Below are 25,499 nucleotides of genomic sequence, written 5' to 3'. Positions count from 1 at the left end.
TCGGTAACCCATGTTACCGGTGTGCGCCGGCATTCGGGCTCGGACCGTCATTTAGCACCGCCAGCAGTGTTGCATTGAAGGCTTTCGGCCGCTCAAACTGCACCCAATGCCCCGCATCCTCGATCAGTTGCAGACCCTGGACGCTGCGCACGGGGCGCAGGGCTTCGGCCAATGCGTCGAGTCGGCCTTTGTAGAGCGCGTCTTCGCGGCCATAGATGGCATACACCGGGCACTGCACCTGGGGCAAGGTGCGCGCCAGCACGTCGGTGTAGGCCAGGCCGCGCCCCTTCATGCGGTCGCGCATCACGTTCGCGACATGCAACCGCAGCGCCAGTTCGGTGAGGGACTCGGGGTGATGCAACATCAGGGCCGCCAGGTTCTGGCGATGAACCGCGTCGCGCTGATCCGCATCGGCCAGATGGCGCCACGGCATCAACGGAACGGTCCTGCGGGACGCCACACCGAGGCCCGGCGCGCCGACGACAACCAGACGTGCCACACGTGCAGGACAGCGGACCGCCAGAAAGCCGGCGACCATGCCGCCGAAGGAAAACCCGACCAGGTCGCAGCGCTGCTCGCCCAGCAGGATTTTCAAACCAGCCTCGAGGGGCTCCGGCAGCACGTCGGCGTCCGTACCCTTGGCGGGCGGGGCCGAATCGCCAAAGCCCGGCAGGTCCGGCACCAGCACGCGGCGCCCGCTGGCGGCCAGCGCAAGGATGTTGCGCAGCCAGTGCGTCCAGCTGCCGCTGCCGCCGTGCAACAGCACGACGGGGTTGTGCCCCGGCTCGCTCTGGCCCCACACATGCCAGACCAGCGTGCCCGCGCCGCACGGCGTTTCCAGGCGGGTCGCCGTGTCCAGCAGCGGGCGGACTTCATCGGGAAGAGCATCGGAATGTGGCGTCGTCATGACCCGTTTATATCAAGCGGGCGGAACGGAATCGAGCGACGATTTTCGCTTACTACGTATTTGATAGCGGATGGTGCAGGCCACTAAAGGGCTACGGGCACAAAACACATAAATTCACTCGTCCACCTTGCCGCGCAGCGCCTTGATGTTGGCGCGCTGGCTCTTGCCCTCCAGGCGCCTCTGCTTCGAGCCGTAAGTGGGCTTGGTCGCGCGCCGCACCCGCGGCGGCAGCGCCACGCTGTTGACCAGTTCGGTCAGGCGCGCCAGCGCGTCGGCGCGGTTCATATCCTGGCTGCGGTGCTGCTGCGCCTTGAGCACCAGCACGCCCTCCTGCGTGATGCGGGTGTCGCGCAGCGCGAGCAGCCGGGCCTTGACATCCTCGGGCAGCGATGACGCGGTGATGTCGAAGCGCAGGTGCACGGCGCTCGACACCTTGTTGACGTTCTGCCCGCCCGCGCCCTGGGCGCGGATGGCCGTGATTTCGATCTCCGCCGGGTTGATCTCAATCACGATGAGCCACTTAATTCAAAGTCCCGCCAAACCCGCCAGACCAGAAATGGCCAGCGCATACCCTTGCACCCCGAACCCGGCCATCACGGCCTTGGCCGCCGGCGAGATGTAGGAGTGATGGCGAAACGCCTCGCGCGCATGCACGTTGGAGATGTGCAGCTCGATCAGCGTGACGCCCGCTCCCTTGATGGCGTCGTGCAGTGCAACGCTGGTGTGGGTGTAGGCGCCGGCGTTCAGCACCACGCCGGCCAGCGTGCCCGCGGCCTGTGCGCGGCCGGCCTCGTGAATCCAGTCGATCAGCTCGCCTTCATGATTGCTCTGGCGAAAGTCGAGCGCCAGGTTGTGGCTGGCGCAGGCCTGCACACACAGCGCCTTCACGTCGGCCAGCGTTTGCGAGCCGTATACGGCTGGCTCACGCGTGCCGAGCAGGTTGAGATTGGGGCCGTTGAGGACGAGAGCAGTTTTCATGGAGCTCCAGAATCAGGAAAAAGATTGGATGGACGCGGTTTGACCTTACAGATGCCCCAGCACCGGATGCGGCTCGTACGCCGCTTCCAGCCGCTGGATCTCGGCCTCGGTCAACGCCACGTCGGTCGCCGCCAGCGCCTGGTCGATTTGCCAGGGTTTGCTGGCGCCCACGATCGGCGCGGTCACGCCCTTGTGCATCAGCCAGGCATAGGCCAGCGTGGCGTTGCTGATGCCTTTCTTGGCAGCCAGCTTGCCCAAGGCTTCGACCACCTTGAAGTCGCTCTTGCGGTAGTAGTACTTCTGCGCAATGTCGTCGGTCCTGGCGCGGCTGGTCTCGCCCTGCGCCTTGTCGTCGGCCTTGCGGTTGCCCGCGAGAAAACCGCGCGCCAGCGGACTCCACGGGATCAGCGCCACGCCCTGGTCGCGGCATAGCGGAATCATCTCGCGCTCTTCCTCGCGGTAGGCCAGGTTGTAGTGGTTTTGCATGCTCACAAAACGCGTCCAGCCATGCTCCCTGGCGACCTGCTGCGCCTTGGCGAACTGCCAGGCCCACATGCTGCTGGCGCCGAGGTAACGCACCTTGCCGGCCTTCACCACGTCGTGCAGGGCCTCCATGGTTTCCTCGATCGGCGTGTTCGGGTCCAGCCGGTGGATCTGGTACAGGTCGATGTAGTCGCAGCCCAGGCGCTGCAGACTCGCGTCCACCGCGTGGAAGATGCGCTTGCGCCCCAGACCATCCATGTTGGGGCGCCGCGCGGGTTGGGCCGCCGTGCTGTTGCCGCCCTTGAAGGCCATCTCCACCGGGTAGTACAGCTTGGTCGCCAGCACCACCTCTTCGCGCTTGCACAGCATCTTGAGAAAGCGGCCGGTCAGCGCCTCGCTCTCGCCGGCCGAATACATGTCGGCGGTGTCGAAGAAGTTGATCCCGGCATCCACCGCGTGCTTGACCACGGGCAGCGCTGCCGCCTCGTCCAGCACCCAGGGCCGCCACTGCGGCGTGCCATAGGTCATCATGCCCAGGCAGATGCGCGATACCTTGAGGCCGGTGTTGCCGAAGCGGATGTATTGCATGTTGTCTTCCTGGTGTTGCTGAGGCACCGGCCCGTCACTGCGTCACCGGGAAGCAGCCGCGATTGGCGGCACCGGCACCCTGACATCGGCGCACTGGGCGCGATGCCGCAGCGCGTGCTCCATCACCACGAGTGCCAGCATGGCCTCGGCAATCGGCGTGGCGCGGATGCCCACGCAGGGGTCGTGGCGGCCCTTGGTCACAACCTCGGTGGCATTGCCCGCCAGGTCGATCGATTCGCGCGGCGAGATGATCGAGCTGGTCGGCTTGACGGCGATGCTCACTTCGAGGTCCTGGCCCGTGCTGATGCCACCCAGCGTGCCGCCCGAGTTGTTGGACTTGAAGCCCTGCGGCGACAGCGAATCGCCGTGCGTGGTGCCGCGCTGCGTGACGCTGTCCCAGCCGGCACCGATCTCGACCGCCTTGACGGCGTTGATGCCCATCATGGCCCAGGCGATGTCGGCGTCCATTTTGTCGAACAGCGGTTCGCCCAGGCCCACCGGCACGCCAGAGGCCGTCACGCGGATGCGTGCGCCGCACGAGTCGCCGGCCTTGCGCAGCGTCTCCAGATAGGTCTCGAGCTTTGAGACATCGGCCACGGGCGCGAAGAACGGGTTGTTCGGCACGTGCTCCCACGACTCGAACGGGATCACGACCTCGCCGATCTGCGTCATGCAGCCGCGAAACACACAGCCGTACTGCGCCGCCAGCCATTTTTTGGCGACCGCGCCGGCCGCCACCATCGGCGCCGTCAGGCGCGCCGAGGAACGGCCGCCGCCGCGCGGGTCACGGATGCCGTATTTGTGCCAGTAGGTGTAGTCGGCGTGACCGGGACGAAAGGTCTGCAGGATGTTGCCGTAGTCCTTGCTGCGCTGGTCGGTGTTCTTGATCATGAGGCAGATCGGCGTGCCGGTGGTCTTGCCCTCGTACACGCCCGAGAGGATTTCCACCGCATCGGGCTCGTTGCGCTGGGTCACGAACCTGGAGGTGCCGGGACGGCGCCGGTCCAGGTCGGGCTGGATGTCGGCCTCGCACAAAGCCATGCCCGGTGGGCAGCCGTCGATCACGCAGCCGATGGCCGGCCCGTGGGATTCACCAAAGTTGGTGACGGCGAAGAGTGTTCCGAAGGTGTTGCCGCTCATGCACCTGATTATCCCCGAGGCGGGGCGCGGAGGTCGAAACTGGCGAAGCATCTAACCCCACGGTCCCGTGACCATGGAGCCACGGGGTACCGCCGGGTCGTTCAGCCTTGCGTCTTTTTCGGGTGCGCCAGGAAAAACCGCAGCATCTCGGCGCTGGCGTCGCAGCCTCTCGGATCGGTGAAGCTGCCCTGCGTGCTGCCGCCCGACCAAGCGTGGCCGGCGCCGTGCAGCCGCCAGTGCTCGGCCGCCACGCTGCTGTCGCCTGCCAGGTACTCGCTGCGCGTGAAGCCCTGGCCCTGCGCCGAGCGGCCTTCGCTGACGCGCGGCGCGGCGCTGCCGGTGTTGTCCTGCGCCGCGCTCACCAGCGCCGCGCCGTTGCGCGGGTGCACCGTCGCATCGGCGTCGCCGTGGAACACGATGACCGGCGGCGCCGCGCCGGTACCTTGCGCTGCCGCCCTCCCGGTCGCCGGGCCGCCCTGCATGGCGGCCAGCGCCGACGGCAGATTGGAGGCGGCGCCCGCCGGCAGCCCGGAGTGCACGCCCACGGCGGCGAACAGTTCGGGGTAGCAGCGCCCGAGAATGTCGGCCATGGCGCCGCCGGCCGACAGCCCGGCGACGTAGACCCGCGCCGGGTCGATGTTCTCGCGCGCCATGATGGACTGCGTCAGCGCCGCCAGCAGCGCCGGCTCGCCCCGGCCGCGCTGCTGGTGCTGGGTCTTGAACCAGTTCCAGCAGCGCTGTGCGTTGCCGCGCTGGGTCTGCGCCGGGTACAGCACGACAAAACCCTGCTCGCGCGCCAGCGCGTTCATCCGCGTGCCGGCCGCGAAATCGGCGGGATTCTGCGTGCAGCCATGCAGCATCAGCACCAGCGGCCGCGGCGCCGCCGTGCGGCCGGCGGTGAGCGGCGGTACATAGAGCTTGTAGGCGACGCTGCGCCCGCCGTGGGTGAAGCTGCCATCGCTCCAGCGTTCGAGCGCGGGGTCGTGGACAGGCGTGGGCGCGGAGTCTGCGGCGGGCTCGACCGGGGACGTGCCGGCACCGGTGCGTTCGGCGTCGGCCCAGTTCCCGACGTTGGCCTTGCTCCAGGGGGATGCTTTCGCGGTCGCCTCGTCGATCACGCGCACCAGCCCGTCGAGCACGATCGAGTGGTTGTCGCGCGCCGTCGGGCGCAACTCATGCAGGCGCTCGTCGCCCGCCGGCGCAGCCGCCTCGTCGGCATTGCCGCGCAGGGCGCGCTGGATGGCCTGCGTTGCGGCCAGCAGCTGGCCGGATCGGGTCATCTGGGCGGCTTCGCTCATCAGGCGCTGGAAGTTCGGGTTCATGGTGTCCTTTCGTTGGGCAAACAGGGGAAGGGCCTCGGGAATACAGAGATCAGGGGCCGGAAAAACCGGCGGTGTCGGCGCCGCACTCAATGGATGCGATCGGCCAGCGCCGCCTTCACGTCGCTGCTGGCATGCAGCGCCCCCAGCACGGTGATGGAGCCGATCGTCTCGAGCGCCAACTCGGGCGTCACGTCGCCGGCAATGCTGGCCAGCCCGAGCACGCGCACGTCGAGCCGCTCGCCGGCGCGGCGCACCGCTTCGAGGTCGGCGGCGCTGAAGTGCTGCAGGCCGAGCACCAGCGTCTTGCGCGCCACTACCTGTTTGAGCGCCTCGCCGTGCACCGCCAGCTGGTTGCGGATGGCCGTGCGGATGAAGTCCGTGCGGTTGGAATAGAAGGACTCGCCCACCAGCAGGTCGATCTGCCCGAGGTCGACATAACCGAGGTTGATGGTGATCTTCTCGGAGTCCGCGACCTTGGCGCGCGGCAGCGGCGGCGGCAGTAAAGTGGATGTCTTTTGCATTTCGCCATCTTAACACCATCCATATGGATGGCATATGGATGTATTTTTCATCACCCTTCATTTGTTGGCGCGAAACGATCGTCCGCGCTCAAAGAAATTCGTCATGCGCCCGACCCTCCCCGGGGCGGGGCACCAATGGTGCCGGACCCTGGAATCGCCGCATGGCCGCTCGCGACAGAATCGTTCCCATGGTCGTGGCCTGCCCACTGTTCCTGCAGAACCTCGACACCTCGGTCATGGCGACGGCGCTGCCCAGCATCGCGCGCTCGCTGGATGTGCAGGTGCTCCACCTCAACCTCGCGATCACCTCGTACCTGCTGAGCCTGGCGGTGTTCCTGCCGCTGAGCGGCTGGTTCGCCGAGCGCTTTGGCGCGCGGCGCGTCTTCTGCGGCACCATGATGGTGCCGGTGGGGCGGCTGATCCTGCTGCGCAGCGTGCCGTCCGCGCGCCCTTCGACGCCGTGGGCTTCGTGCCGCTGGCCTCCGGCATGCTGACGGTCGCCACGGCGATCGGCTCGCTTGCCACCCGCACCGTCATGGCCCAGGCCATCCGCCGCATCGGCTTTCGCTCGCTGCTGATCGGCGCCACCACCCTGCTGGTGGCGCTGCAAACGCTCGGTTTTTCGGAAATCCCCAAGCCCCGCATGAGCCACGCGACCACGCTGTCGAGCATGGCACAGCAGGTCTCGGTCAGTATCGGCGTGGTATTCGGCGCCTCGCTGGTGAGTGCGGCCGCTTGGTGGCATGGGGGCAGCGCGACGCACCTGATGGCGCGCGATTTTTCGCCGGCCTTCGTGGTGGTGGGTAAGATGACGCTGCTGTCGCTGTGCTTCTTCGTGCGCCTCGGCCGTGACGAGGGCGCCGAACTGCGCTGAATCAGCCCTCGCCGGATTCGTCCCCGCCCGGCCAGTCGCGGATGTAAGCCTTGAGCATCTTGTTTTCGAAGTTCTGGCTTTCCACCACCGTTTTGGCCACGTCGTAGAAGCTGATCACGCCCATGAGCATTTTCCGATCCATCACCGGCAGATAGCGCGCATGGCGGTCCAGCATCATGCGGCGCACTTCATCGAGTTCGGTCTCGGAGGTGCAGGTCAGCGGGTGGTCGTCCATGGAGGTGCGCACCAGCGTGCTCCCAAGGGCGCCGCCGTTTTTCACCACGGTCAGGATCACTTCGCGGAACGTGAGCATGCCGGCCATCTCACCATGCTCCATGACGACGAGCGAGCCAATGTCTTTCTCCGCCATGATCTGCACCGCCACGGCTACCGGGTCATCCGGTGTCACGGTGTACAGGGTGTTGCCCTTGACGCGCAGGATATCGCTGACTTTCATGATGGTTTCCTCGTGGCTGCCGATGTTTTGCCGCATCTCCCCGATGCCATTCAAATATAGCTCACAATATTCATTCAACACTGATCCGGATTCCGGGTCAAGCCTGCACGAGCGTCGCGGGTGCCCCGTGGTCATCCGGCTCAATCTACTTCGGAGACATCATGTCCGGTTATTCAGACCCTGGTTTCGACACCCTGGCCGTTCATGCCGGGGCCGCGCCCGACCCCGCCACCGGCGCGCGCGCCACGCCGATCTACCTGACGACTTCTTTCGTTTTCGAAAGCTCCGACCACGCGGCCGCGCTGTTCAACCTGGAGCGCTCGGGCCACGTCTACTCGCGCCTGTCGAACCCGACCAATGCGGTGCTGGAGCAACGGGTCGCGGCGCTGGAGGGCGGCATCGGCGCCATCACCACGGCCAGCGGCATGGCCGCGCTGCATCTGGCCATCGTCACGCTGATGGGCGCAGGCTCGCACATCGTGGCATCCACGGCGCTGTACGGCGGCTCGCAAAACCTGCTGCACTTCACGCTGCGCCGCTTCGGCATCGAGACCACCTTTGTCAGGCCCGGCGACATCGACGGCTGGCGCGCGGCCGTGCGGCCCAACACCAAGCTGCTGTTTGGCGAAACCGTCGGCAACCCGGGACTCGAAGTGCTCGACATCGAGGCCGTGAGCGCCATTGCCCATGAAGCGGGCGTGCCCTTGCTGGTGGATTCGACGATGACCTCGCCCTGGCTGATCCGGCCGCTGGAGCATGGCGCCGACCTGATCTACCACGCGGCCACGAAATTCCTGAGCGGTCACGGCACCGTGATCGGCGGCATCGTCGTCGATGGCGGCAGCTTCGACTGGGACGCGGCATCCAGCGGCGCCGCGGGCAAGTTCACCGAGCTGACCGCGCCCTACGCCGGCTACCACGACATGGTGTTTTCCGAGGAAAGCACCGTGGGCGCCTTCCTGCTGCGCGCACGCCGCGAGGGGCTGCGCGACTTCGGCGCCTGCATGAGCCCGCACACCGCCTGGCTGATTTTGCAGGGCATTGAAACCCTGCCGCTGCGCATGGCGCGGCACATGTCCAACACGCAAAAAGTGGTCGAGTTCCTGGCCAGCCATCCGTTCGTGGCGCGCGTGGGCCACCCGATGCTCGAATCGCATCCGAGCCACGCGCTGGCGCAAAAACTGCTGCCGCGCGGCGCCGGCTCGGTGTTCAGCTTCGACATGAAAGGCAACCGCGAGCAGGGCAGGAAGTTCATCGACTCGCTCCAGCTGTTCAGTCATCTGGCCAATGTGGGCGACTGCCGCAGCCTGGTGATTCACCCGGCCAGCACCACGCACTTTCGCATGAGCGACGAGGCACTGGCCGCCGGCGGCATCACGCAGGGCACGATCCGCCTGTCGATCGGGCTGGAAGACCCTCATGATCTGATCGACGACCTCAAGCGCGCGCTGAAGGCCGCCGAGAAAGCGGGAACCTGAACATGAACCTCAGCGTCAACGGCCACAGCACCTACTGCTACACCGGCGGTAAGCCCTTCGATGCCACCAAACCCACCGTCGTCTTTCTGCATGGCGTGCTGAACGATCACAGCGTCTGGATTCTGCAAAGCCGCTACCTCGCGCATCACGGCTTCAACGTGCTGGCCGTGGACCTGCCGGGCCACTGCCGCAGCGCGGGCGAGGCCCCGAGCAGTGTGGAAGAAGCCGCGGACTTCGTGGCCGCCCTGCTCGACGCCGCGGGCGTGCGGCGCGCGGCGCTGGTCGGCCACAGCTGGGGCTCGCTGATCGCGCTGGAAGCGGCCGCGCGCTTGCAGGAGCGCGCCACCCACCTGGTGCTGGTGGGCACGGCCGCCCCCATGAAGGTATCGCCCGCATTGCTGCAAGCCTCGCTGAGCGAACCTTTGGCCGCCTTGCGCATGATCAACGTGTTCTCGCGCAGCACCCTGGCCGCGCCGCCATCGGCGCTCGGGCCGGGCACCTGGGTCTATGGCGCGAGCATGGCGCTGGGCCGCCGCGTGCTGGCCAGCAACCCCAAGGTGAACGTGTTTTATCGCGGCTTCAAGGCCTGCGACAGCTACGCGAACGCGCAGGCCGCCATCGCCGCCATCACCTGCCCCGTGCTGTTCGTGCTGGGCGCGCAAGACCAGATGACCAACCCGAAGGCCGCGCAGCCGCTGATTATGAGAGCGCGCGCCGCGGGCAAGGCCGTGACGGTGGAGTCGCTGCCCGTCGGGCATCACCAGATGACCGAGGCGCCGGATCAGACGCTGGCGGCGATCAGGACGTTTCTCGCAGCAGCGCCTGGCTGATCCCCAATGAGCTCCGGCATACCGAGCATGATCATCACGCCTGCCATGACGCCCGAGCGCGCACGCAAGATCGCCGACACCTTCGACCTGCGCGCCCTGCCCCCTGACTTCTACGCCAACCCCTATCCGGTGTACGCCGCGCTGCGCGAGCACGAGCCCGCGCGCCGCATGCCCGATGGTTCGTACTTTTTGACGCGCTACGCCGATCTGGTGGCCGTGTACCGCGACGCGCAGACCTTCAGTTCGGACAAGAAAGCGGAGTTCGGGCCGAAGTATGGCCAGGCGTCGCCGCTGTTCGAGCACCACACGACCAGCCTCGTGTTCAACGATCCGCCGCTGCACACGCGCGTGCGCCAGCTGATCATGGGAGCGCTCACGCGCCGTGCGATTGACTCGATGGAGGCCGGGCTCGTCACGCTGGTGGATGGGCTGCTCGATCGCATCGAAGCCCAGGGCGGCGGCGACCTGGTGGGAGACTTCGCCGCGGCGATTCCGGTGGAGATCATCGGCAACCTGTTGGGCGTGCCGCATGCCGACCGCGGTCCGCTGCGCGGCTGGTCGCTGGCGATCCTGGGCGCGCTGGAGCCGGCGCTCACGCCCGAACAGGAGGCGCTCGGCAATCGGAGCGTGAGCGAGTTCGGCGCCTACCTGAAAAACCTGGTGGCCGAGCGCCGCCGCCACCCGGGCGACCCCGAACACGACGTGCTGACACGGCTGATCCACGGCGACGGATCGGACACGCACGAAGCGCGCGCTGGCAGCGAACCACTGTCCGAGACCGAGCTGCTGCAGAACTGCATCTTCATCCTGAACGCCGGCCACGAAACCACCACCAACCTGATCGGCAACGCGCTGGTGGCGCTGCAGGAATGGCCTGATGCCAAACACCGTTTGCTATCGAAAATGAAGCTATCAGCGCAGAACCCACAAGGGCTGGAGGCCGATTTGACGCTTGCCGTTGATGAATTCCTGCGCTTCGAGTCGTCCAATCAGCTCGGCAACCGGCGCGCGCTCAAAGCCTGCAGCGTGGGCGGCATCCAGCTCGAAGCCGGCACGCTGATCACGCTGGGCATCGGCGCGGCGAATCGCGACCCGGCGCAGTTTGCCGATCCGGATGTGCTGAACCTGGCCCGCGGCAATGGCCGCCATGGAGCGCCGGGCAGCAAGCACCTGGCTTTCGGCGTCGGCATCCACCAGTGCGCCGGCCTGAGCCTGGCGCGGCTCGAAGGGCGCATTGCGATCAGCCGCTTCCTGCAGCGCTTTCCCGACTATCGGCTGACGCAGATGCCCACGCGCGGCGGGCGCGCCCGCTTCAGGGGCTTTTTGCATGCTCCGTTTGCGTCGGCATAGCGGCCAGCACGCCGTCCAGCAGTGCCTGCACCTCCGGCGCCGCGCTGATGCCCGGCCCCTGCAGCGCCAAGCCCTCGAGCAGGCGCGCCAGCGTTTGCGGCTGCGGCGTGAGTGGGCCGAAAAAGCGCAGCGCGGCGTCGTCGGCAATCAGGAGCGTAGGGAAGGTTTCCACCTCCACATCGCCCACCAGATCGGCCTGGTCCTCGATGTCGATCCAGACGAATTGCAGTTGCGGGTGGGCCGCACCCACTTCGTCGAACACGGCGCGGTACTCGCGGCAGGTGTCGCACCACTGCGCGCACAGGCAAAGCACGCGGCGCAGTGGCGCGCCGGCATCGGAATGGAAATCGGATTCGTCAGGCATGGCGCCATTTTGGCGCAGCATGGCGATCATGGGTATTCGGCGCCCCGCAGAGTCACCCGCCGACGTAGATAAACTTGAACAGGAACACCCCGGCGATGAGCCAGGTCATCCAATGCACCTCCTTCGCCTTTCCGGTGCACAGCTTGATCAATGCATAGCTGATGAAGCCAAAGGCCAGGCCGTTGGCGATCGAGTAGGTGAAAGGCATCATCAGTGCCGTCACGGCGGCCGGAACCACCTCGGTGGACTCATCCCAATCGAGCTCAACCAGTTCGCGCAGCATCAGGCAGGCGACGAAGAACAGCGCCGGTGCGGTCGCATACGCGGGCACCGAACCTGCCAGCGGCGCAATGAAAAGACAGGCGAGAAACAGCACGGACACGGTCATCGCGGTCAGGCCGGTGCGACCCCCCGCCTGCACCCCTGCCGCGCTTTCGACGTAAGCCGTGGTGCTCGAGGTGCCCAGCAGCGATCCGGCGAAGATCGCCACGCTGTCGGCCAGCAGGGCCCGGTTCAGCCGCTCCATCTTGCCGGGCACAAGCAACCCGGCGCGCTTGGCCACCCCCATCAGGGTGCCGGTCGCGTCGAACAGTTCGACCAGAAAGAACACCAGCACCACGTTCAGAAAACCGCCGGCCAGCGCCGCCTTGATGTCCAGATGCAGGAAGGTCGGGGCAATCGAGGGCGGCGCATCGAACACGCCGGCAAACTTGTTGCCGCCGAAGAAGAAAGAGGCCACCGTCACCGCGACAATGCCCAGCAGGATGGCACCCGGCACCTTGAGCCGATCCAGCGCGACGATCAGCAGGAATCCGAGCGAGGCCAGCACCACCGGCGCCGTGTGCAGGTCGCCCAGGGTCACGAAGGTCGCGTCCGACTTGACCACGATGCCCGCACTCTTGAGCGCGATGATCGCGAGGAACAAGCCGATACCCACCGTGATCGCGCTGCGCAGTGACTGCGGTATGCCGCTGATGATCAGCGCACGCAGGCCGAACAGGGTCACCGCCAGGAACAGGCAGCCCGAGATGAACACCGCGCCCAGGATCGATGGATTCACGAAGATGATGTAGGCCATCGTCAGGAAGGTGGTGACCCCCGCGATGACCTCGGTGCGTATGGTGGTCTCGTGCTCGGTGAGCTTGAAGACCCTTTCAAGTAGCTGCATGTTGTCTCCTGGAGGCCGATCAGGGGGAGGAGGATTCGGATCGGCGGCGGCGCCATCTTCCCGAATTGCGCCCGTTGCGTCATACCAGGTTGCGCATAGAAGGTATCACCGCCGACACTTTCACTCGGGCGCTGGATGAGGTAACTTTCGGTCCATGGCCCCGATTTGCGCGGCCGCATCAGACAAGTCAGCGAGGCAGCCCATGACGACACAACAGATTCGCTTTTTCCACCGCGGCGCGGTGGTCACGGTCGACAACGCGCCTCCGACGCGCACCGTGCTCGACTGGCTGCGCGAAGACGCGCACTGCACCGGCACGAAGGAAGGCTGCAACGAGGGCGACTGCGGCGCCTGCACCGTCGTGATCGGCGAGCTGGCAGCAAGCGGCGACACCAGCGCGGTGGATGGCCTGACGCTGCAAACCGTCAACGCCTGCATCCAGTTCCTGCCCACCCTGCATGGCAAGGCGCTGTTCACGGTAGAGGATCTGAAGGCGCAGTGCGTCGCCAGGCGCTCCACGGACGGCCCTAAGAACAATTTGCACGAAAAGCACGCGGCGCAAGCCTTGCATCCGGTACAGCAGGCGATGGTCGAATGCCACGGCTCGCAGTGCGGCTTTTGCACGCCGGGCTTCGTGATGTCGCTGTGGTCCGCTTACGAGCACCACCAGGCCCGCGGCACCGTGCCGACACGCCAGCAGCTGGCCGACGAGCTGTCGGGCAACCTGTGCCGCTGCACCGGCTACCGGCCGATTCTGGATGCGGGCCAGCGCATGTTCGACATGGACAAGGTGCGGCTCGATACCCAACCGGTGATTGCTGCATTGCAGCAGCTCTCGCGCAACACCACCTTCAGTTATGCCGCGGCCGCACCAATGCCCGGCGAGAGCGCGGCGGTGCTGCATTCGCCCAAGAGTCTGCAGGCGCTTGCGGCATTGCGGCTGGAGCAGCCGCAAGCCACGCTGCTGGCCGGATCGACCGACATCGGCTTGTGGGTCAACAAGCAGTTGCGCGACCTCGGCGACATCATCTATGTCGGTGACGTGGATGAACTCAAGATCATTCGCGAGGCCAATGGCGAGCTGTATATCGGCGCCGGCGCCTCGCTCGAGGCGGCCTGGTCGGCGCTGGCGCGGCGCGTGCCGGCCTTGACCGACGTGTGGCTGCGCTTCGCTTCCCCGCCCATCCGCAACGCCGGCACGATGGGCGGCAACGTGGCCAACGGCTCGCCCATCGGCGATTCACCGCCGATCCTGATGGCGCTGGATGCCGCGATCGAACTGCGCCACGGCTCCCGTGTGCGCCGCATGCCCTTGAGCGACTTTTATGTCGACTACATGAAGAACCGCCTGGAGCCCGGCGAGTTCGTGCAGGGCCTGGCGGTGCCATTGGCGGCGATGCAGCGCCAGGTGCGCGCCTACAAGATCAGCAAGCGCTTTGACTGCGACATCTCGGCCCTGTGCGCGGGCCTGGCCATCGAGCTCGATGGCGACAGGGTCAAGGCGGTGCGTCTGGCCTTTGGCGGCATGGCGGCAACCGTGAGGCGCGCGGCAAAGGCGGAGGCGGCGCTCGTCGGCCAGCCCTGGGACGAGGCCGCGGTAGCCGGGGCGCAGACCGCACTGGCGCAGGATTTCAAGCCGCTGTCCGACATGCGCGCGAGTGCCGGGTACAGGCTCCAGGTCGCGCAAAACCTGCTGCGGCGCTTCTGGCTGGAGACCCGCGCCAACGACCCGCTGCCGGCGTCGGCGACCAGCGTTTTCAGTGTATTGCCGCACGCCACCCTTGACGGAGATTGACATGAACAAGCCGATCGAGCCCCGACTCCTGCAACCGGTTGAAGCCTTTGCCAGCTACCAGAAAAATGCCGCGGCGCGCTTTGACGAGCGCGAAGAAGAACACGCCCGGCGCCAGGGCGCGCGCGTCGGAATCAGCCGCCCGCATGAGTCGGCGCATCTGCATGTGGCCGGCGAGGCCACCTACATCGACGACATCCCGGAGATCACCGGCACGCTGCATTGCGCGCTGGGCCTGTCGCCGGTCGCGGCCGGCCGCCTCACGGCCCTGTCGCTCGATGCGATTCGCGCGATGCCGGGCGTGGTCGACGTGATGGCGGCGGCCGATATTCCGGGCCCCAACGACTGCGGCTCCATCATCCACGACGATCCGATCCTGTGCGACGGCGAGATCCGCTACCTCGGGCAGCCGGTGTTCGCGGTGATCGCCGAAACGCGCCTTCAGGCGCGCCGCGCCGCCGCCAAAGCCAGGGATGCCTTGACGATCGAGGCGCAAACGCCGGTGCTGACGCAGCAGGAGGCCCACGCAAAGGGCCAGTACGTGCTGGCGCCCATGCACTTGCTGCGCAGTGCGACGGGCGGGGAAGCGGACGAGGTCGCCAGAGCGATCGCGCAGGCGCCGCGGCGCCTGAAGGGCACCTTGACCGTCGGCGGACAGGAGCAGTTCTACCTGGAAGGCCAGATCAGCTATGCGATCCCCAAGGAGGGAGGCGGCATGCACGTGTACTGCTCGACCCAGCACCCCAGCGAAATGCAGCATCTGGTCGCCCATGCGCTCAGATTGCACTCGCATGACGTGCAGGTCGAATGCCGGCGCATGGGGGGCGGATTCGGCGGCAAGGAGTCGCAGTCGGCACTGTTCGCCTGCGTGGCCGCCGTGGCCGCGGCCAGGCTCAAACGGCCGGTCAAATTGCGGCTGGACCGCGACGACGACTTCCTGATTACCGGGCGCCGCCATGGCTTCTGGTACGAGTACGAAGTCGGCTACGACGACGACGGCCGGGTGCTCGGCGCCGAAATCACGATGGTGTCGAATGCCGGACATTCGGCCGACCTGTCCGCCCCGGTGATGACGCGCGCCCTGTGCCACTTCGACAATGCGTACTGGCTGCCCAACGTCAGCATGCACGGCTACTCGGCCCGAACGAACACGCAGAGCAACACGGCATTCCGCGGTTTCGGCGGCCCGCAAGGTGCGATCGCGATGGAAAACATCCTCGATACGATTGCCCGCACCCTGGCCAGGGACCCGCTCGACGTGCGGCGCCTGAACTTCTACGACCAGGACGAGCGCAACGTCACGCCCTACCGCCAGACGGTCAGCGACAACATCATCCATGAACTCGTGGCCGAACTGGAGGCCAGCAGCGACTACCGTGCACGGCGCCAGGCGGCGGCGCAATTCAATGCAGCCAGCCCGGTGCTCAAGCGCGGCATCGCGCTCACGCCGGTGAAGTTCGGCATCTCGTTCAACGTCAAGCACTTCAACCAGGCCGGTGCGCTGGTCCACGTCTACAACGACGGCTCGATCCTGGTGAACCACGGCGGCACCGAGATGGGCCAGGGGCTGAACACCAAGGTCGCGCAGGTCGTGGCGCACGAACTCGGCGTGAGCGTGGACCTCGTGCGCTGCACCGCGACCGACACCCAGAAGGTCGCGAACACCTCGGCGACCGCGGCATCGACCGGCGCGGATCTGAACGGCAAGGCCGCGCAGGATGCGGCGCGGCAAATCCGCGAGCGGCTGGCGGCGTGCATCGCATCGCATCACGGCGGCGAGGCATCGGCCGTGCGTTTCGCCAACGACAAGGTGGAGGTCGGCGGCAAGACGCTGGCGTTCAGCGCGGTCGTCGCGCAGGGCTATCTGGACCGGGTTCAGCTCTGGTCGGACGGGTTTTATGCGACGCCCGGCCTGTCGTGGGACAAGGACAAGATGCAGGGCCGCCCGTTCTACTACTTCGCCTACGGCGCCGCCGTGAGCGAGGTCATGGTCGACACCCTGACCGGCGAATGGAAGCTCGTACGCGCCGACATCCTGCACGACGCGGGCAAGTCGCTGAATCCGGCCGTGGATATCGGTCAGGTTGAGGGCGCGTTCATCCAGGGCATGGGCTGGCTCACGACGGAAGAGCTGGTCTGGCACCCCAAGACGGGTCTTTTGACCACCCATGCGCCGAGCACCTACAAGATTCCGACCGCCAATGACTGCCCGCCCGTGTTCAACGTGCGGCTGTTCAATGGGCAGAATGCAGAAGACAGCATTCACCGCAGCAAGGCGGTGGGCGAGCCGCCGCTGCTGCTGCCGTTTTCGGTGTTTTTCGCGCTGCGCGATGCGGTATCCAGCGCTGGCGATCACAAGGTCGACCCGCCGCTTTCCGCGCCCGCCACGAGTGAATCCATTTTGCGTGCCATCCAGGCAGTGCGGGCTGGCGTTTGATGCCATCGCCCGCGCACCATCGCCGGGCATCAGGGTGCTATTAACTTCATAGCACACTGCGCAATAACAGTGTGGACGTTTGGCTGTTTCTCCATAAATTGACGACAGAGTCGGCGCGCTCCAGCAGCAGCCGCAGGATCAGCGGCTCCAGCAGCGTGGTGTCCGGGTCGGCCAGCAGCACGTAGCGGGCCTCGGCCTCGTCCTGCACCTCGCTGAGCTGTCCGACCCAGTCCAGCCCGGTCAGGGTTTCCAGCACCGGCTCGAGCTGCAGCACATCCACCCGCAGGGCCCGCGCAAGCTGCAAGCCGCTCAGCCCCTTCAGGCCCACGGTGCGTGCCCGGTTCAACTGCTGCAGCACCTCCACCGCAAGCTGGAACTGCCAGCCATGGCCGCCGCCGCGCCGCGCCACGCCGGCGAGCAGGCTGGGCAGGTAGGCGGCAATCACCGCGCCCAGCAACACGATGATCCACGACAGATAGATCCAGACCAGCAGGATCGGCAAGGTAGCGAAGGCGCCGTACACCATCGAATACGTCGGCATCGCGGCCAGGTACAACGCCAGCAGCTTCTTCGCCAGCTCGATGCCGGCCGACACGAACAGTCCGCCGCTCCAGGCGTGGCCCCACCTGACCTGTGTGTTGGGCACGTAGTGGTACATCGCCGCCATGCCGCCGGCGAGCAGGAAAAACTCGAGGGTATCGAGCAGCAGGCGCACGCCGCCCGGCATGGCGCCGACCACGCCGCGCGAGGCCGAAATCGCGTAGGACGTCAGGCTCAGGCTGGCGCCGAGCAGCAGGGGCCCCAGCGTGATGGCGGCCCAGTAGATCAGCACGCGCTGCGCCAGCGGTCGCGGCCGGCGCACGCGCCAGATGCTGTTGAGCGTGCGGTCGATCGTCAGGATCATGGCGATCGCCGTCACCAGCAAAACGGCCAGGCCGGCCACGCCCAGCTTGCTGGCCTGCCCGGCGAACTGCGTGAGGTAGCCCACCACCTGGCGTGCGATATCGTCGGGGATCAGGCTGTCGATCAGCCACTTTTGCAGCACCCGCTGCACCTGGGAAAACATCGGAAATGCGGTGAACACGGCCAGCGCCACGGTAAAGAACGGCACCAGTGCGATCGAGGTGGTGAAGGTCAGGCTGCTGGCCGTGAGCCCCAGATGGTCTTCGCGAAAGCGCTCGCGCAGCGTGTGGGCCGTGATTTTCCAGGGGAAGTGCGCCAGTTCTTTCAACAACTGCTCGAAGCGAAGGGACAAGGTCATGGCCGCTATGATGCCACTGCCATGAATGCAAACAGCCCACCCAACGCCGCCCCGCCCCTTGTCGCCACCACCCGCTGGCTCGCGGTCGGCAGCCTGGCGGGCCTGATCGTGCTGGGGCTGGCGTGGGAGCTGTTCCTGGCCCCGATCCGCCCGGGTGGCTCGTGGCTGGCCCTCAAGGTGCTGCCGCTGTGCATTCCGCTGGGCGGCCTTTTGAAAAACCGCATGTACACCTACCGCTGGGTCAGCCTGCTGGTATGGGTGTACTTCACCGAGGGCGTGGTGCGCGCCACCAGCGACCGGGGCCTCAGCGCCGGGCTCGCGATGGCCGAGATGGCGCTGTGCCTGGTGCTGTTCATCGCCTGCGCCCTGCATGTGCGCATACGCCTGAAGAACGCGAAACTGGCCGCGGGCACCCAGACCGCGGCCTGAACGCCCTCCCCGTCAACACCTTGCCATGAATCATTTGATCGAATCGCTGCGCCGCATCGTGGGCCCCGCCAACGTCCTGACCGAGGGCGACCTGAGCGCCTGGGAAAACGATTGGCGCAAGCGGGAACGCGGTAAATCCCTTGCTGTGATTAGACCTGGCGCTACCAAAGAAGTAGCAGACGTGGTGCGGGCCTGCGCGGCAGCTGGCGTCAGCATCGTGCCGCAGGGCGGCAACACCGGGCTGGTCGCAGGCTCCACGCCCGACGCCAGCGGCACCCAGGTCGTGCTGAGCCTGCAGCGCATGAACGCGGTGCGCGCCATCGACGCCGCCAACCTGACCATCACCGTCGAGGCCGGTTGCGTGCTGCAAACCCTGCAGGAAGCGGCCGAGCGCGCCGGCTTTTTGTTTCCGCTGAGTCTGGCGGCCGAGGGCAGCTGCACGATCGGCGGCAACCTGGGCACCAACGCCGGCGGCACCCAGGTGGTGCGCTACGGCAATACACGTGAGCTGTGCCTGGGGCTCGAAGTCGTCACGGCCCAGGGCGAGGTGTGGGAGGGCCTGTCGGGCCTGCGCAAGGACAATACCGGCTACGACCTGCGCGACCTGTTCATTGGGTCGGAGGGCACGCTGGGCGTCATCACGGCCGCGACGATGAAGCTGTACCCGCTGCCAAGCGCGCGGCTCACCGCCTGGGCGGCGGTGCCGTCACTGGACGCCGCGGTCACGCTGCTCGGCCTGGCGCACCGGCACCTGGGCGCGGGCCTGACGGGCTTCGAGGTGATGGGCCAGTTTGCATTGAGTCTGGTGGCCTGCCACTTCCCGCAGCAGCGCGTGCCGCTGTTCCAGGACGTGCCGTACTGCGTGCTGCTGGAAAACTCCGACCACGAGTCGCAGGCCCACGCGCGCGCGCAGTTCGAGCGCCTGCTGGAGACCGCGCTGGAGAGCGGCTGCGTGAGCGACGCCGTGGTCGCCGAGAACCTCACGCAGGCGCACCAGCTCTGGCACATCCGCGAGAGCATTCCGCTGGCGCAGGCCGAGGAAGGCCTGAACATCAAGCATGACATTTCCATCCCGGTCTCGCGCATCCCCGAGTTCGTGCGCGTGACCGATGCGCTGCTGGCGCGCGAAATCGCCGGCGTGCGCCTGGTCAACTTCGGGCACCTGGGCGACGGCAATCTGCACTACAACGTGCAGGCGCCCGAAGGCGGCGACGCCAGCGTTTTCCTGCGCGAGCAGGAGGCCCGCATCAACACCCTGGTGTTCGATTCGGTGCAGGCCTTCGGCGGATCCATCTCGGCCGAGCACGGCGTCGGCAGCCTCAAGGTGGACAAGCTGGAACACCACAAATCACCCGTGGCGCTGGCCATGATGCGCGCCGTCAAGCGCGCGCTGGACCCGCAGAACCTGATGAATCCGGGGCGGGTGCTGCGGATGTAGCCGTTCAGGCTCGCGGCAGCGGCGTCAGCCACTGCACCAGTTGCTGCGTCACCGCCGGACTGCTCAGCAGCGCCACGTGGTTGGTGCGGTAGGCAATCCACTGCGAGGCTTTGGCAAACACCAGGCTGCGTCGGGGGTCGTCGTGCTGACCCAGTGCGCTGTTCAGGGGCACCAGGCCGTCACCCACCAGGCGGTCGGCCAGGGCGCTGCGTTTGGCGGCGGTGGTCCCTGCCACGGCGTAGCAGGTCACGCCCTCGGGCAAGGGCACCGCTTTGCGGCTATCGAGCCTGGGGCGATACAGGTCCTGGCCCTGCCAGTCGACGTCCAGCACATAGCCGTAGCGCAGGTCGGTGATGCCGGCGCTGCGCAAACGGGTCAGCCGGACAAATGGTGCGCTGAAGGGCGTGCGCCCCAGGATGACGTCGATCCAGTTGCCGGCCCGCTCCAGCGGCGCGCCATGGTGCGGTGTACCCAGAAACACAATCTTGTTCAGCCGGGCCGGCCAGCGTAAGGCGTCTTGCCTGCCGTAGTACACGGCGCTGCGAATGACCAGACCGCCCATGCTGTGCGCCAGCACGGTGAATTCGTCAATGGGGACGGGCCAGTGCGCGACCAGTTGCTCCAGCTGGCTGGAGAGTTCGTGCCCATTTTGCGAGATATGCCGGCCCGTGTTGTAGCGCAGGTAAATGGGGGTGTAGCCCAGTTGCGCCGCCAGTGCCGCGCCATGGCCCATCTCTTGCGCCGGCTCTCCTGCGTGCCATATGTGCCATTGCAGGTCGTTCATGCACAGGCCATGAATCAGCAGCAGCACCTTGCCCGTGACCGCATGGCCCGGCGGCAGGGCCCGCCAGTCCAGCGCTTCGCCCCGGTAGCGCAGCGTCATCGGCGTGGCCAGCGGGTTGTTGCTGGCCGCCAGGCGGTCGCCCATCACGCCATTGAGCGCGGCGAGCACCGCTTCGCGCTGGGGCGTCCCGGGTTGGGCTGCTTCGGCCGACTCCAGCAGCGGTTGCAAGCGGGCGAACAGCGCATCAACACCTTGGCCCAGCAGTTGCGTGACGCCCCGAACACTCTTGTAAACCAGGCCGGTGATGCCGCCGGTTTGCCCCGGCACCTTGCCACCGGGTGCGCCCAAGGCGCTCCGCACCGCCTGGTGCACACCTTCGGTGATATGGGCGGCGCCCGCAGTGGCCTGCGTTGCCAGTTGGGCCATACCGCGCAAGTCCGAGGCGCGCAGGTGCTTGATGGGGTTTTTCGAAGCGGGTGGGGTCATCGTCGTGAATTGGAGTGAGACGAGCCACTTCAGTTCCCCTCTTCGGCGTCCTTGCTGGCCAGCAGGTGCTCGATGCGCCGATCGGGCACCAGCCACATCAGCGCCACGAACACGTAAAGCCCCTGCGCCATCCAGTGCGACCACAGCGCCGCCGCGATGCCGGCAAGGTACAGCATCGGCGACACCCTGCCCTTCCAGTCGCTGCCGACCGCCTTCTTCAAAAGGGAGTCGTGCCCCTGCGACGCGACGATGATTTGCTGCAGGATCCAGTAGGCAATCGCCGCCATCAGCAGCACAACACCGTAAACCATCGACGGAGCCGCTGCAAAATGGTTCTCGCCCGTCCAGGCGGTGGCGAACGGAAACAGCGAAAGCCAGAACAGCAGGTGCAGGTTGGCCCACAGCATGGACCCGGTCACCGTGTGGACGGCCTGCAGCATGTGATGGTGGTTGTTCCAGTAGATGCCGACATAGACGAAGCTCAGCACATAGCTGAAAAACACCGGGATCAACGGCACCAGCGCGTCCATGCCCTCGTCCTGCGGCACCTTGAGTTCCAGCACCATGATGGTGATGATGATCGCGATCACGCCATCGCTGAAGGCTTCAATCCTGCCCTTGCTCATTCCAGCCCCGCCGATGCTCATGAAACTTCCACTATCCGGAAATTGCTGCCACAGCAATGGCGCTCATCGAACCTGCAGCGGCAAGGTGGCAAAACCGCTCGCCGGGTACACGGCCAGGCTCGGCGCCTTGCCCGGGGCGTCTTGAATCCGGGTGGTGCGTTCCAGCAGTTGTTCCAGGCACACACGCATCTCCATGCGGGCCAGTGGAGCGCCTGGGCAGACGTGGATACCCGCGCCATACAGCAGATTCGCCGCCGGATCGCGGTCCAGCCGAAACGCTTGCGGATCCTCGAAGACGCGACCGTCCCGGTTCGCGGAAACCCAGTTCAGCGAGATTCTCTCGCCGGCATCGATTTTTCGGCCGCCGATCTCCACCTTGCGGGTCGCGACGCGTCGGCTGGCAACCAGCGGCCCGTGGATCCGGAGAATTTCGTCGATGGCGGCAGGTAACAGGAGCGGCTGGGTGCGCAATCGCTGCTGCAACTCGACGTGTTGTGAAAGATAGTGAATCAGGATGCCGACCGACGCGGAAATGGTGCCGATCTCCCCAACGGTCCAGTTCCGCAAAATACTGGCAATCTCCTCGTTGGTCAGCGGCCGTCCCCAAACCTTTTCGTGCGTGAGCGCACCGATGACATCGTCTTCGGGCCTTACACCGGCCTGCATTCGGGTTTCCAGCATGCCGTCAATGAAACCCTCGAACTCACGCGCGATTTCCGACATGGCCTGCAAATCCTGGGCGAGCGTGGCCTCGTAGTTCTTTCTTGTCCAGCGGACCAGTCGTTCGCGCAACATCGGCGGCCAGCCCAGAAAGGCGCATTGGACCCGCACTGCGAAGGGCAGCGCAAAATCGGCCATCAACTCCACCTCGCCGCGTGCCAGCACGTCCCGCACCAACTCCGCGACCAGTTGCCGACACACGGGTTCGAAGGCGTCCATCCGTTGCACCGTGAAATAGGACTCGACGATGCGGCGATATTTCGTGTGCTCGGGGGGATCCATCCCGTTGGGCACGGAGAGATGCCGGGATACGGCGTTACTGAATGTTTTGTGATCGTGCAGCACGCGACTCACGTCCTCATGGCGGAACAGCGACCACTGCATGAACTCACTGTAGGCAACGGGGCAGCGCTCGCGCATTTCGTCATACGCCGCACGCTGGTCGCGCATGACAGCTTCGGATCTTGGATCCCAATCGCACTTGCGTTCGTCGTTCATGCTATTTCCTCAGGTCCCAAAGTGAACTGCAGACAAAAGATGACGTAGACATCTTACTGCGGGCAATGCACAGCAACACGCCCCTGAGGGCGCCCTCAGGGCGCCAGCCCTTTGAGCGCGAGGTCCCTGCGGCAAACGCTGAGCGCACGGGCGCGGGCGGAACGGATGCGGGCCACCTCATGCGTGCGAGGGCTCTTTGGCGTACGCGGTCCCCGATGCAGATGACGGCCAGCAAGGTTTTGCGAATGTTCATGAACATCAAAATTCGTCGGTCACACAAAGCGCCGTCAGGGATTTTGGGTTGTTTCGATATTTCTGGGTGAGCCGGACCCGATCGGAGTCCAGGCGATTGCACTTCCATCTTGAGCGCCTCAATATCATCGGGCTCTTGCGGACGCGCCAGTCCGGCAACGACAAGAAGGAACAGCAGGGTAAACCGGATTTTCACGCGGCCCGCTCAATGAACAGGCTAGCCAACCGCTCCAAACAGAGCGCCAACGCCAGCCGTCAACCCCATCGCCAGCGCCCCCCAAAACGTGACACGCATTGCACCCGCCGCCAAAGGGGCACCACCAGCGCGTGCAGCCACTGCCCCCAGGAGCGCCAGAAAGACGAGTGATGTCAACGCGACGAGGATGATCAGGCTTGCCTGCGGGGCCAGCCAGGCGACCACCAGGGGCATGGCAGCTCCAGCAGAGAAACTGGCCGCAGAAGCAAAGGCAGCCTGAATCGGCCGCGCGCTAAGGGCCGGGGAAATCCCGAGTTCGTCGCGCACATGCGCACCGAGCCCGTCATGCGCCATGAGTTGCTCGGCGACCTGTTCCGCCAGCGCCGGAGCAAGACCCCGAGCCACATAGATCGCCGCCAGTTCCCTTTGCTCTCCCGCGTCATCTGCCTTGAGCTCCCTGCGTTCCTGCGCAATGTCTGCCTTTTCGGTATCGGCCTGCGTGTGGACAGACACATACTCACCCGCGGCCATCGACATGGCGCCGGCGACCAGGCCGGCCACCCCCGCGACCAATATGCTGTTGTGCGTTGCATGCGCCGCAGCAACACCCAATACCAGGCTTGCGGTGGAGACGATGCCATCGTTCGCACCCAGTACGACAGCGCGAAGCCAGCCGATGCGCTCAGTGCGGTGTCGTTCCTGGTGATGTGGACGCATGACAAAGTTCCTCGTTGTTATGGATGCTAATCCGTGCACCTCTGCCGTGCACTTAATTTCTTCTCTGTCAAGACGGATAATCGGGCGTGGGCGTGTCCCCCCAGAAACGCAAAAAAGCGAGCGAGAAACCGAGCAGCACCGTGATCGCAGTGATGATGCCCTGCCGGTACCCCTGCGGGATGCCACGACCCGGCGCCCCAGCGGCGGATTGACCCGGACGCTTGCTGCTTTCGTGGTCGTCGGCCAGGATGGCTCCATCGTACTCGTGGGCAAGTCAGTCACGCGCGCTTGCGCAGAAAGACATGGGTTGCCCGTTCGCCCGCGACGCACTTCGCGCATTCGTAGCCCAGGGCACGCAGATCGATGCCGTTCAAGAGGTGTTCGCCGGAGCCGAGCAAGACCGGCCGCACGGCGAGGTGCAACTCATCAATCAGGCCCGCGCGCAGATACTGCCGCACCGCGGCGACGCCGCCACCGAGACGGATGTCGCCACCGCCCGCTGCCGCCCTCGCCTGCTCCAGCGCGGCGTGAATGCCTTCAGTGACGAAGCGAAACTCCGTGCCGCCCGCCATGCTGAGCGGCGCGCGCGGATACTGCGTCAGTACAAAGACGGGCGTGTGGTACGGCGGCTCATCGCCCCACCAGCCCTTCCAGCTGTCGTCCGGCCACGGGCCCCGGACCGGGCCGAACATGTTGCGCCCCAGAATCCAGGCGCCGATGCCGGCGAAGCCCTGCTCCGCCATGGCGTTGTCGACCCCCGTCTCGCTATCGCCATCGCTCTGGCCGTGCATCGTGCGCCACAGACGTGTATGAAAGAGCCACTCCATCAACTCGGGGCCCCCAACGCCGAGCGGATTCTGCAAATCCTGGTTCGGGCCGGCACCGTAGCCGTCGATGGAAATTGAAAAGCTTTGAACGCGGAGTTTTGACATGACATGCCTCGCTGCGGAATCAGTTAGTCTGGAATCACGGGCTCAACCAACTTCAGAAGTTGCGCGAGCGACTCCTGCCATCCGAGGTAGCACATCTCGACGGGAATGGCCTGCGGAATTCCTTCCTGCACGACGTTCAACTCGGTTCCGCACGTGACCTGCCGCAGGGATACGGTGGTCACCATCTCTCCAGGCAGGTTCGGATCGTCGAACTTGTCGGAATAGCAAATGCGCTCATGCGGCATCAGCTCGCGATACTCTCCGCCGAAGGAGTGGCCGTGGCCCGTCGAGAAGTTCGTGAAGGACATCCTGAACGTGCCTTTGACTTTGGCGTCCATGTGATGGACCTTGCAGGTGAAGCCATACGGCGGAAGCCACTTGGCCATCGCGTCAGCATCAAGGAAGGCACGGTAGATCCGCTCCGGAGTGGCCCGGACTACACGGTGAAGTCGAACGGTATTTGTAGACATG

26 protein-coding genes are annotated in these 25,499 nt (G+C 65.9%); 9 read left to right on the top strand and 17 right to left on the bottom strand.

Features of this window, described 5'->3' with window-relative positions:
- Positions 1 to 13: 13 nt before the first annotated feature.
- The 7 genes from EUB48_RS07080 to EUB48_RS07050 all read right to left on the bottom strand — a co-directional run bounded on the left by EUB48_RS07080 (position 14) and on the right by EUB48_RS07050 (position 5,939).
- Positions 14 to 907, bottom strand: a complete 894-nt coding sequence (locus EUB48_RS07080; RefSeq protein WP_142818239.1) for an alpha/beta fold hydrolase — start codon at positions 905 to 907, stop codon at positions 14 to 16.
- A 114-nt stretch (positions 908 to 1,021) separates the two neighbouring features.
- The gene (arfB, locus tag EUB48_RS07075; protein ID WP_420821438.1) at positions 1,022 to 1,417 is read right to left on the bottom strand and encodes an alternative ribosome rescue aminoacyl-tRNA hydrolase ArfB; all 396 of its coding nucleotides are present in this window, start codon (positions 1,415 to 1,417) and stop codon (positions 1,022 to 1,024) included.
- 15 nt (positions 1,418 to 1,432) lie between these two features.
- Positions 1,433 to 1,885, bottom strand: a complete 453-nt coding sequence (gene aroQ / locus EUB48_RS07070) for a type II 3-dehydroquinate dehydratase (RefSeq protein WP_142818237.1) — start codon at positions 1,883 to 1,885, stop codon at positions 1,433 to 1,435.
- A 45-nt stretch (positions 1,886 to 1,930) separates the two neighbouring features.
- The gene (locus EUB48_RS07065; RefSeq protein ID WP_142818236.1) at positions 1,931 to 2,956 is read right to left on the bottom strand and encodes an aldo/keto reductase; all 1,026 of its coding nucleotides are present in this window, start codon (positions 2,954 to 2,956) and stop codon (positions 1,931 to 1,933) included.
- Between the two features lie 42 nt (positions 2,957 to 2,998).
- Complete coding sequence (gene aroC, locus EUB48_RS07060) at positions 2,999 to 4,096, bottom strand: chorismate synthase (protein WP_142818235.1); 1,098 nt, start codon at positions 4,094 to 4,096, stop codon at positions 2,999 to 3,001.
- Positions 4,097 to 4,197: 101 nt separating this feature from the next.
- Positions 4,198 to 5,418 carry an extracellular catalytic domain type 1 short-chain-length polyhydroxyalkanoate depolymerase gene (locus tag EUB48_RS07055; protein WP_142818234.1) on the bottom strand — a complete coding sequence of 407 codons (1,221 nt, stop codon included), beginning with the start codon at positions 5,416 to 5,418 and terminating at the stop codon, positions 4,198 to 4,200.
- A gap of 86 nt (positions 5,419 to 5,504) precedes the next feature.
- Positions 5,505 to 5,939 (bottom strand): CopG family transcriptional regulator, encoded by a 435-nt coding sequence (locus EUB48_RS07050; protein ID WP_142818233.1) that lies wholly within the window; start codon positions 5,937 to 5,939, stop codon positions 5,505 to 5,507.
- Positions 5,940 to 6,100: 161 nt separating this feature from the next.
- Between EUB48_RS07050 and EUB48_RS21925 the strand changes: the two genes are divergently transcribed.
- Together EUB48_RS21925 and EUB48_RS21920 are read left to right on the top strand one after the other, a co-directional pair.
- The gene (locus EUB48_RS21925; RefSeq protein ID WP_168226710.1) at positions 6,101 to 6,433 is read left to right on the top strand and encodes an MFS transporter; all 333 of its coding nucleotides are present in this window, start codon (positions 6,101 to 6,103) and stop codon (positions 6,431 to 6,433) included.
- Positions 6,400 to 6,813: a multidrug efflux MFS transporter gene (locus EUB48_RS21920; protein WP_168226709.1), complete on the top strand. Its 414-nt coding sequence runs from the start codon at positions 6,400 to 6,402 to the stop codon at positions 6,811 to 6,813. The genes EUB48_RS21925 and EUB48_RS21920 overlap by 34 nt, the downstream gene beginning before the upstream one ends.
- 1 nt (position 6,814) lies before the next feature.
- Here the strand turns inward: EUB48_RS21920 and EUB48_RS07040 are convergent, their stop codons facing one another.
- Positions 6,815 to 7,270, bottom strand: a complete 456-nt coding sequence (locus EUB48_RS07040; protein ID WP_142818232.1) for a CBS domain-containing protein — start codon at positions 7,268 to 7,270, stop codon at positions 6,815 to 6,817.
- Between the two features lie 161 nt (positions 7,271 to 7,431).
- Here EUB48_RS07040 and EUB48_RS07035 point away from each other — a divergent pair, with 161 nt between their 5' ends.
- From EUB48_RS07035 to EUB48_RS07025, 3 genes are read left to right on the top strand one after another with little or no spacing between them, the layout of a single operon-like run.
- Positions 7,432 to 8,748 (top strand): O-acetylhomoserine aminocarboxypropyltransferase, encoded by a 1,317-nt coding sequence (locus EUB48_RS07035; protein WP_142818231.1) that lies wholly within the window; start codon positions 7,432 to 7,434, stop codon positions 8,746 to 8,748.
- Positions 8,749 to 8,750: 2 nt separating this feature from the next.
- A complete protein-coding gene (locus tag EUB48_RS07030; RefSeq protein ID WP_142818230.1) occupies positions 8,751 to 9,578 on the top strand; it encodes an alpha/beta fold hydrolase in 828 nt (275 codons plus the stop codon).
- 6 nt (positions 9,579 to 9,584) lie between these two features.
- Positions 9,585 to 10,928, top strand: coding sequence for a cytochrome P450 (locus tag EUB48_RS07025; protein WP_142818229.1), 1,344 nt, complete (start codon positions 9,585 to 9,587; stop codon positions 10,926 to 10,928).
- Here the strand turns inward: EUB48_RS07025 and EUB48_RS07020 are convergent.
- Positions 10,891 to 11,292: a thioredoxin family protein gene (locus EUB48_RS07020; RefSeq protein WP_142818228.1), complete on the bottom strand. Its 402-nt coding sequence runs from the start codon at positions 11,290 to 11,292 to the stop codon at positions 10,891 to 10,893. The genes EUB48_RS07025 and EUB48_RS07020 overlap by 38 nt on opposite strands.
- A gap of 52 nt (positions 11,293 to 11,344) precedes the next feature.
- A complete protein-coding gene (locus tag EUB48_RS07015) occupies positions 11,345 to 12,460 on the bottom strand; it encodes an NCS2 family permease (RefSeq protein WP_142818227.1) in 1,116 nt (371 codons plus the stop codon).
- A gap of 202 nt (positions 12,461 to 12,662) precedes the next feature.
- Here EUB48_RS07015 and xdhA point away from each other — a divergent pair, with 202 nt between their 5' ends.
- Positions 12,663 to 14,255: a xanthine dehydrogenase small subunit gene (gene xdhA, locus EUB48_RS07010; RefSeq protein ID WP_142818226.1), complete on the top strand. Its 1,593-nt coding sequence runs from the start codon at positions 12,663 to 12,665 to the stop codon at positions 14,253 to 14,255.
- Between the two features lies 1 nt (position 14,256).
- Positions 14,257 to 16,689, top strand: coding sequence for a xanthine dehydrogenase molybdopterin binding subunit (gene xdhB, locus EUB48_RS07005; protein WP_142818225.1), 2,433 nt, complete (start codon positions 14,257 to 14,259; stop codon positions 16,687 to 16,689).
- Positions 16,690 to 16,735: 46 nt separating this feature from the next.
- Here the strand turns inward: xdhB and EUB48_RS07000 are convergent, their stop codons facing one another.
- The gene (locus EUB48_RS07000) at positions 16,736 to 17,950 is read right to left on the bottom strand and encodes a YihY family inner membrane protein (protein ID WP_142818224.1); all 1,215 of its coding nucleotides are present in this window, start codon (positions 17,948 to 17,950) and stop codon (positions 16,736 to 16,738) included.
- 21 nt (positions 17,951 to 17,971) lie between these two features.
- Between EUB48_RS07000 and EUB48_RS06995 the strand changes: the two genes are divergently transcribed.
- Both EUB48_RS06995 and EUB48_RS06990 read left to right on the top strand, forming a co-directional pair.
- A complete protein-coding gene (locus tag EUB48_RS06995) occupies positions 17,972 to 18,379 on the top strand; it encodes a DUF2069 domain-containing protein (RefSeq protein ID WP_142818223.1) in 408 nt (135 codons plus the stop codon).
- Positions 18,380 to 18,404: 25 nt separating this feature from the next.
- The gene (locus EUB48_RS06990) at positions 18,405 to 19,817 is read left to right on the top strand and encodes an FAD-binding oxidoreductase (protein WP_142818222.1); all 1,413 of its coding nucleotides are present in this window, start codon (positions 18,405 to 18,407) and stop codon (positions 19,815 to 19,817) included.
- A gap of 4 nt (positions 19,818 to 19,821) precedes the next feature.
- Here EUB48_RS06990 and EUB48_RS06985 read toward each other — a convergent pair whose 3' ends face one another.
- The 6 genes from EUB48_RS06985 to EUB48_RS06955 form a co-directional block, all read right to left on the bottom strand.
- Positions 19,822 to 21,087, bottom strand: a complete 1,266-nt coding sequence (locus EUB48_RS06985) for a PGAP1-like alpha/beta domain-containing protein (RefSeq protein ID WP_142818221.1) — start codon at positions 21,085 to 21,087, stop codon at positions 19,822 to 19,824.
- A 29-nt stretch (positions 21,088 to 21,116) separates the two neighbouring features.
- Positions 21,117 to 21,713 (bottom strand): TMEM175 family protein, encoded by a 597-nt coding sequence (locus tag EUB48_RS06980; protein WP_142821138.1) that lies wholly within the window; start codon positions 21,711 to 21,713, stop codon positions 21,117 to 21,119.
- 63 nt (positions 21,714 to 21,776) lie between these two features.
- Positions 21,777 to 22,931: a cytochrome P450 gene (locus EUB48_RS06975; protein WP_142818220.1), complete on the bottom strand. Its 1,155-nt coding sequence runs from the start codon at positions 22,929 to 22,931 to the stop codon at positions 21,777 to 21,779.
- A 469-nt stretch (positions 22,932 to 23,400) separates the two neighbouring features.
- On the bottom strand, positions 23,401 to 24,096 hold the full coding sequence (locus EUB48_RS06965; protein WP_142818219.1) for a VIT1/CCC1 transporter family protein: 696 nt from the start codon (positions 24,094 to 24,096) through the stop codon (positions 23,401 to 23,403).
- 278 nt (positions 24,097 to 24,374) lie between these two features.
- Entirely contained in the window at positions 24,375 to 25,028 is a 654-nt protein-coding gene (locus EUB48_RS06960; RefSeq protein ID WP_142818218.1) for a dihydrofolate reductase family protein, read from the bottom strand.
- A gap of 23 nt (positions 25,029 to 25,051) precedes the next feature.
- Entirely contained in the window at positions 25,052 to 25,498 is a 447-nt protein-coding gene (locus tag EUB48_RS06955; RefSeq protein WP_142818217.1) for an SRPBCC family protein, read from the bottom strand.
- Between the last annotated feature and the right edge of the window lies 1 nt (position 25,499).

The sequence above is a fragment of the Rhodoferax sediminis genome, assembly GCF_006970865.1.
GTDB classification, from domain to species: Bacteria; Pseudomonadota; Gammaproteobacteria; order Burkholderiales; family Burkholderiaceae_C; genus Rhodoferax_A; species Rhodoferax_A sediminis.
Note: the sequence above shows the minus strand (reverse complement) of the source record. Positions and strands in the feature narration are given on the sequence as shown.

Excerpts from the sequence above, each read along its gene's own strand:
- EUB48_RS07080 (WP_142818239.1), bottom strand. The coding sequence starts at position 907 with ATGACGACGCCACATTCCGATGCTCTTCCCGATGAAGTCCGCCCGCTG.
- aroQ (WP_142818237.1), bottom strand. The coding sequence starts at position 1,885 with ATGAAAACTGCTCTCGTCCTCAACGGCCCCAATCTCAACCTGCTCGGC.
- EUB48_RS07065 (WP_142818236.1), bottom strand. The coding sequence starts at position 2,956 with ATGCAATACATCCGCTTCGGCAACACCGGCCTCAAGGTATCGCGCATC.
- aroC (WP_142818235.1), bottom strand. The coding sequence starts at position 4,096 with ATGAGCGGCAACACCTTCGGAACACTCTTCGCCGTCACCAACTTTGGT.
- EUB48_RS07055 (WP_142818234.1), bottom strand. The coding sequence starts at position 5,418 with ATGAACCCGAACTTCCAGCGCCTGATGAGCGAAGCCGCCCAGATGACC.
- EUB48_RS07050 (WP_142818233.1), bottom strand. The coding sequence starts at position 5,939 with ATGCAAAAGACATCCACTTTACTGCCGCCGCCGCTGCCGCGCGCCAAG.
- EUB48_RS21925 (WP_168226710.1), top strand. The coding sequence starts at position 6,101 with ATGGCCGCTCGCGACAGAATCGTTCCCATGGTCGTGGCCTGCCCACTG.
- EUB48_RS07040 (WP_142818232.1), bottom strand. The coding sequence starts at position 7,270 with ATGAAAGTCAGCGATATCCTGCGCGTCAAGGGCAACACCCTGTACACC.
- EUB48_RS07035 (WP_142818231.1), top strand. The coding sequence starts at position 7,432 with ATGTCCGGTTATTCAGACCCTGGTTTCGACACCCTGGCCGTTCATGCC.
- EUB48_RS07030 (WP_142818230.1), top strand. The coding sequence starts at position 8,751 with ATGAACCTCAGCGTCAACGGCCACAGCACCTACTGCTACACCGGCGGT.
- EUB48_RS07025 (WP_142818229.1), top strand. The coding sequence starts at position 9,585 with ATGAGCTCCGGCATACCGAGCATGATCATCACGCCTGCCATGACGCCC.
- EUB48_RS07020 (WP_142818228.1), bottom strand. The coding sequence starts at position 11,292 with ATGCCTGACGAATCCGATTTCCATTCCGATGCCGGCGCGCCACTGCGC.
- EUB48_RS07015 (WP_142818227.1), bottom strand. The coding sequence starts at position 12,460 with ATGCAGCTACTTGAAAGGGTCTTCAAGCTCACCGAGCACGAGACCACC.
- xdhA (WP_142818226.1), top strand. The coding sequence starts at position 12,663 with ATGACGACACAACAGATTCGCTTTTTCCACCGCGGCGCGGTGGTCACG.
- xdhB (WP_142818225.1), top strand. The coding sequence starts at position 14,257 with ATGAACAAGCCGATCGAGCCCCGACTCCTGCAACCGGTTGAAGCCTTT.
- EUB48_RS07000 (WP_142818224.1), bottom strand. The coding sequence starts at position 17,950 with ATGACCTTGTCCCTTCGCTTCGAGCAGTTGTTGAAAGAACTGGCGCAC.
- EUB48_RS06995 (WP_142818223.1), top strand. The coding sequence starts at position 17,972 with ATGAATGCAAACAGCCCACCCAACGCCGCCCCGCCCCTTGTCGCCACC.
- EUB48_RS06990 (WP_142818222.1), top strand. The coding sequence starts at position 18,405 with ATGAATCATTTGATCGAATCGCTGCGCCGCATCGTGGGCCCCGCCAAC.
- EUB48_RS06985 (WP_142818221.1), bottom strand. The coding sequence starts at position 21,087 with ATGACCCCACCCGCTTCGAAAAACCCCATCAAGCACCTGCGCGCCTCG.
- EUB48_RS06980 (WP_142821138.1), bottom strand. The coding sequence starts at position 21,713 with ATGAGCAAGGGCAGGATTGAAGCCTTCAGCGATGGCGTGATCGCGATC.
- EUB48_RS06975 (WP_142818220.1), bottom strand. The coding sequence starts at position 22,931 with ATGAACGACGAACGCAAGTGCGATTGGGATCCAAGATCCGAAGCTGTC.
- EUB48_RS06965 (WP_142818219.1), bottom strand. The coding sequence starts at position 24,096 with ATGCGTCCACATCACCAGGAACGACACCGCACTGAGCGCATCGGCTGG.
- EUB48_RS06960 (WP_142818218.1), bottom strand. The coding sequence starts at position 25,028 with ATGTCAAAACTCCGCGTTCAAAGCTTTTCAATTTCCATCGACGGCTAC.
- EUB48_RS06955 (WP_142818217.1), bottom strand. The coding sequence starts at position 25,498 with ATGTCTACAAATACCGTTCGACTTCACCGTGTAGTCCGGGCCACTCCG.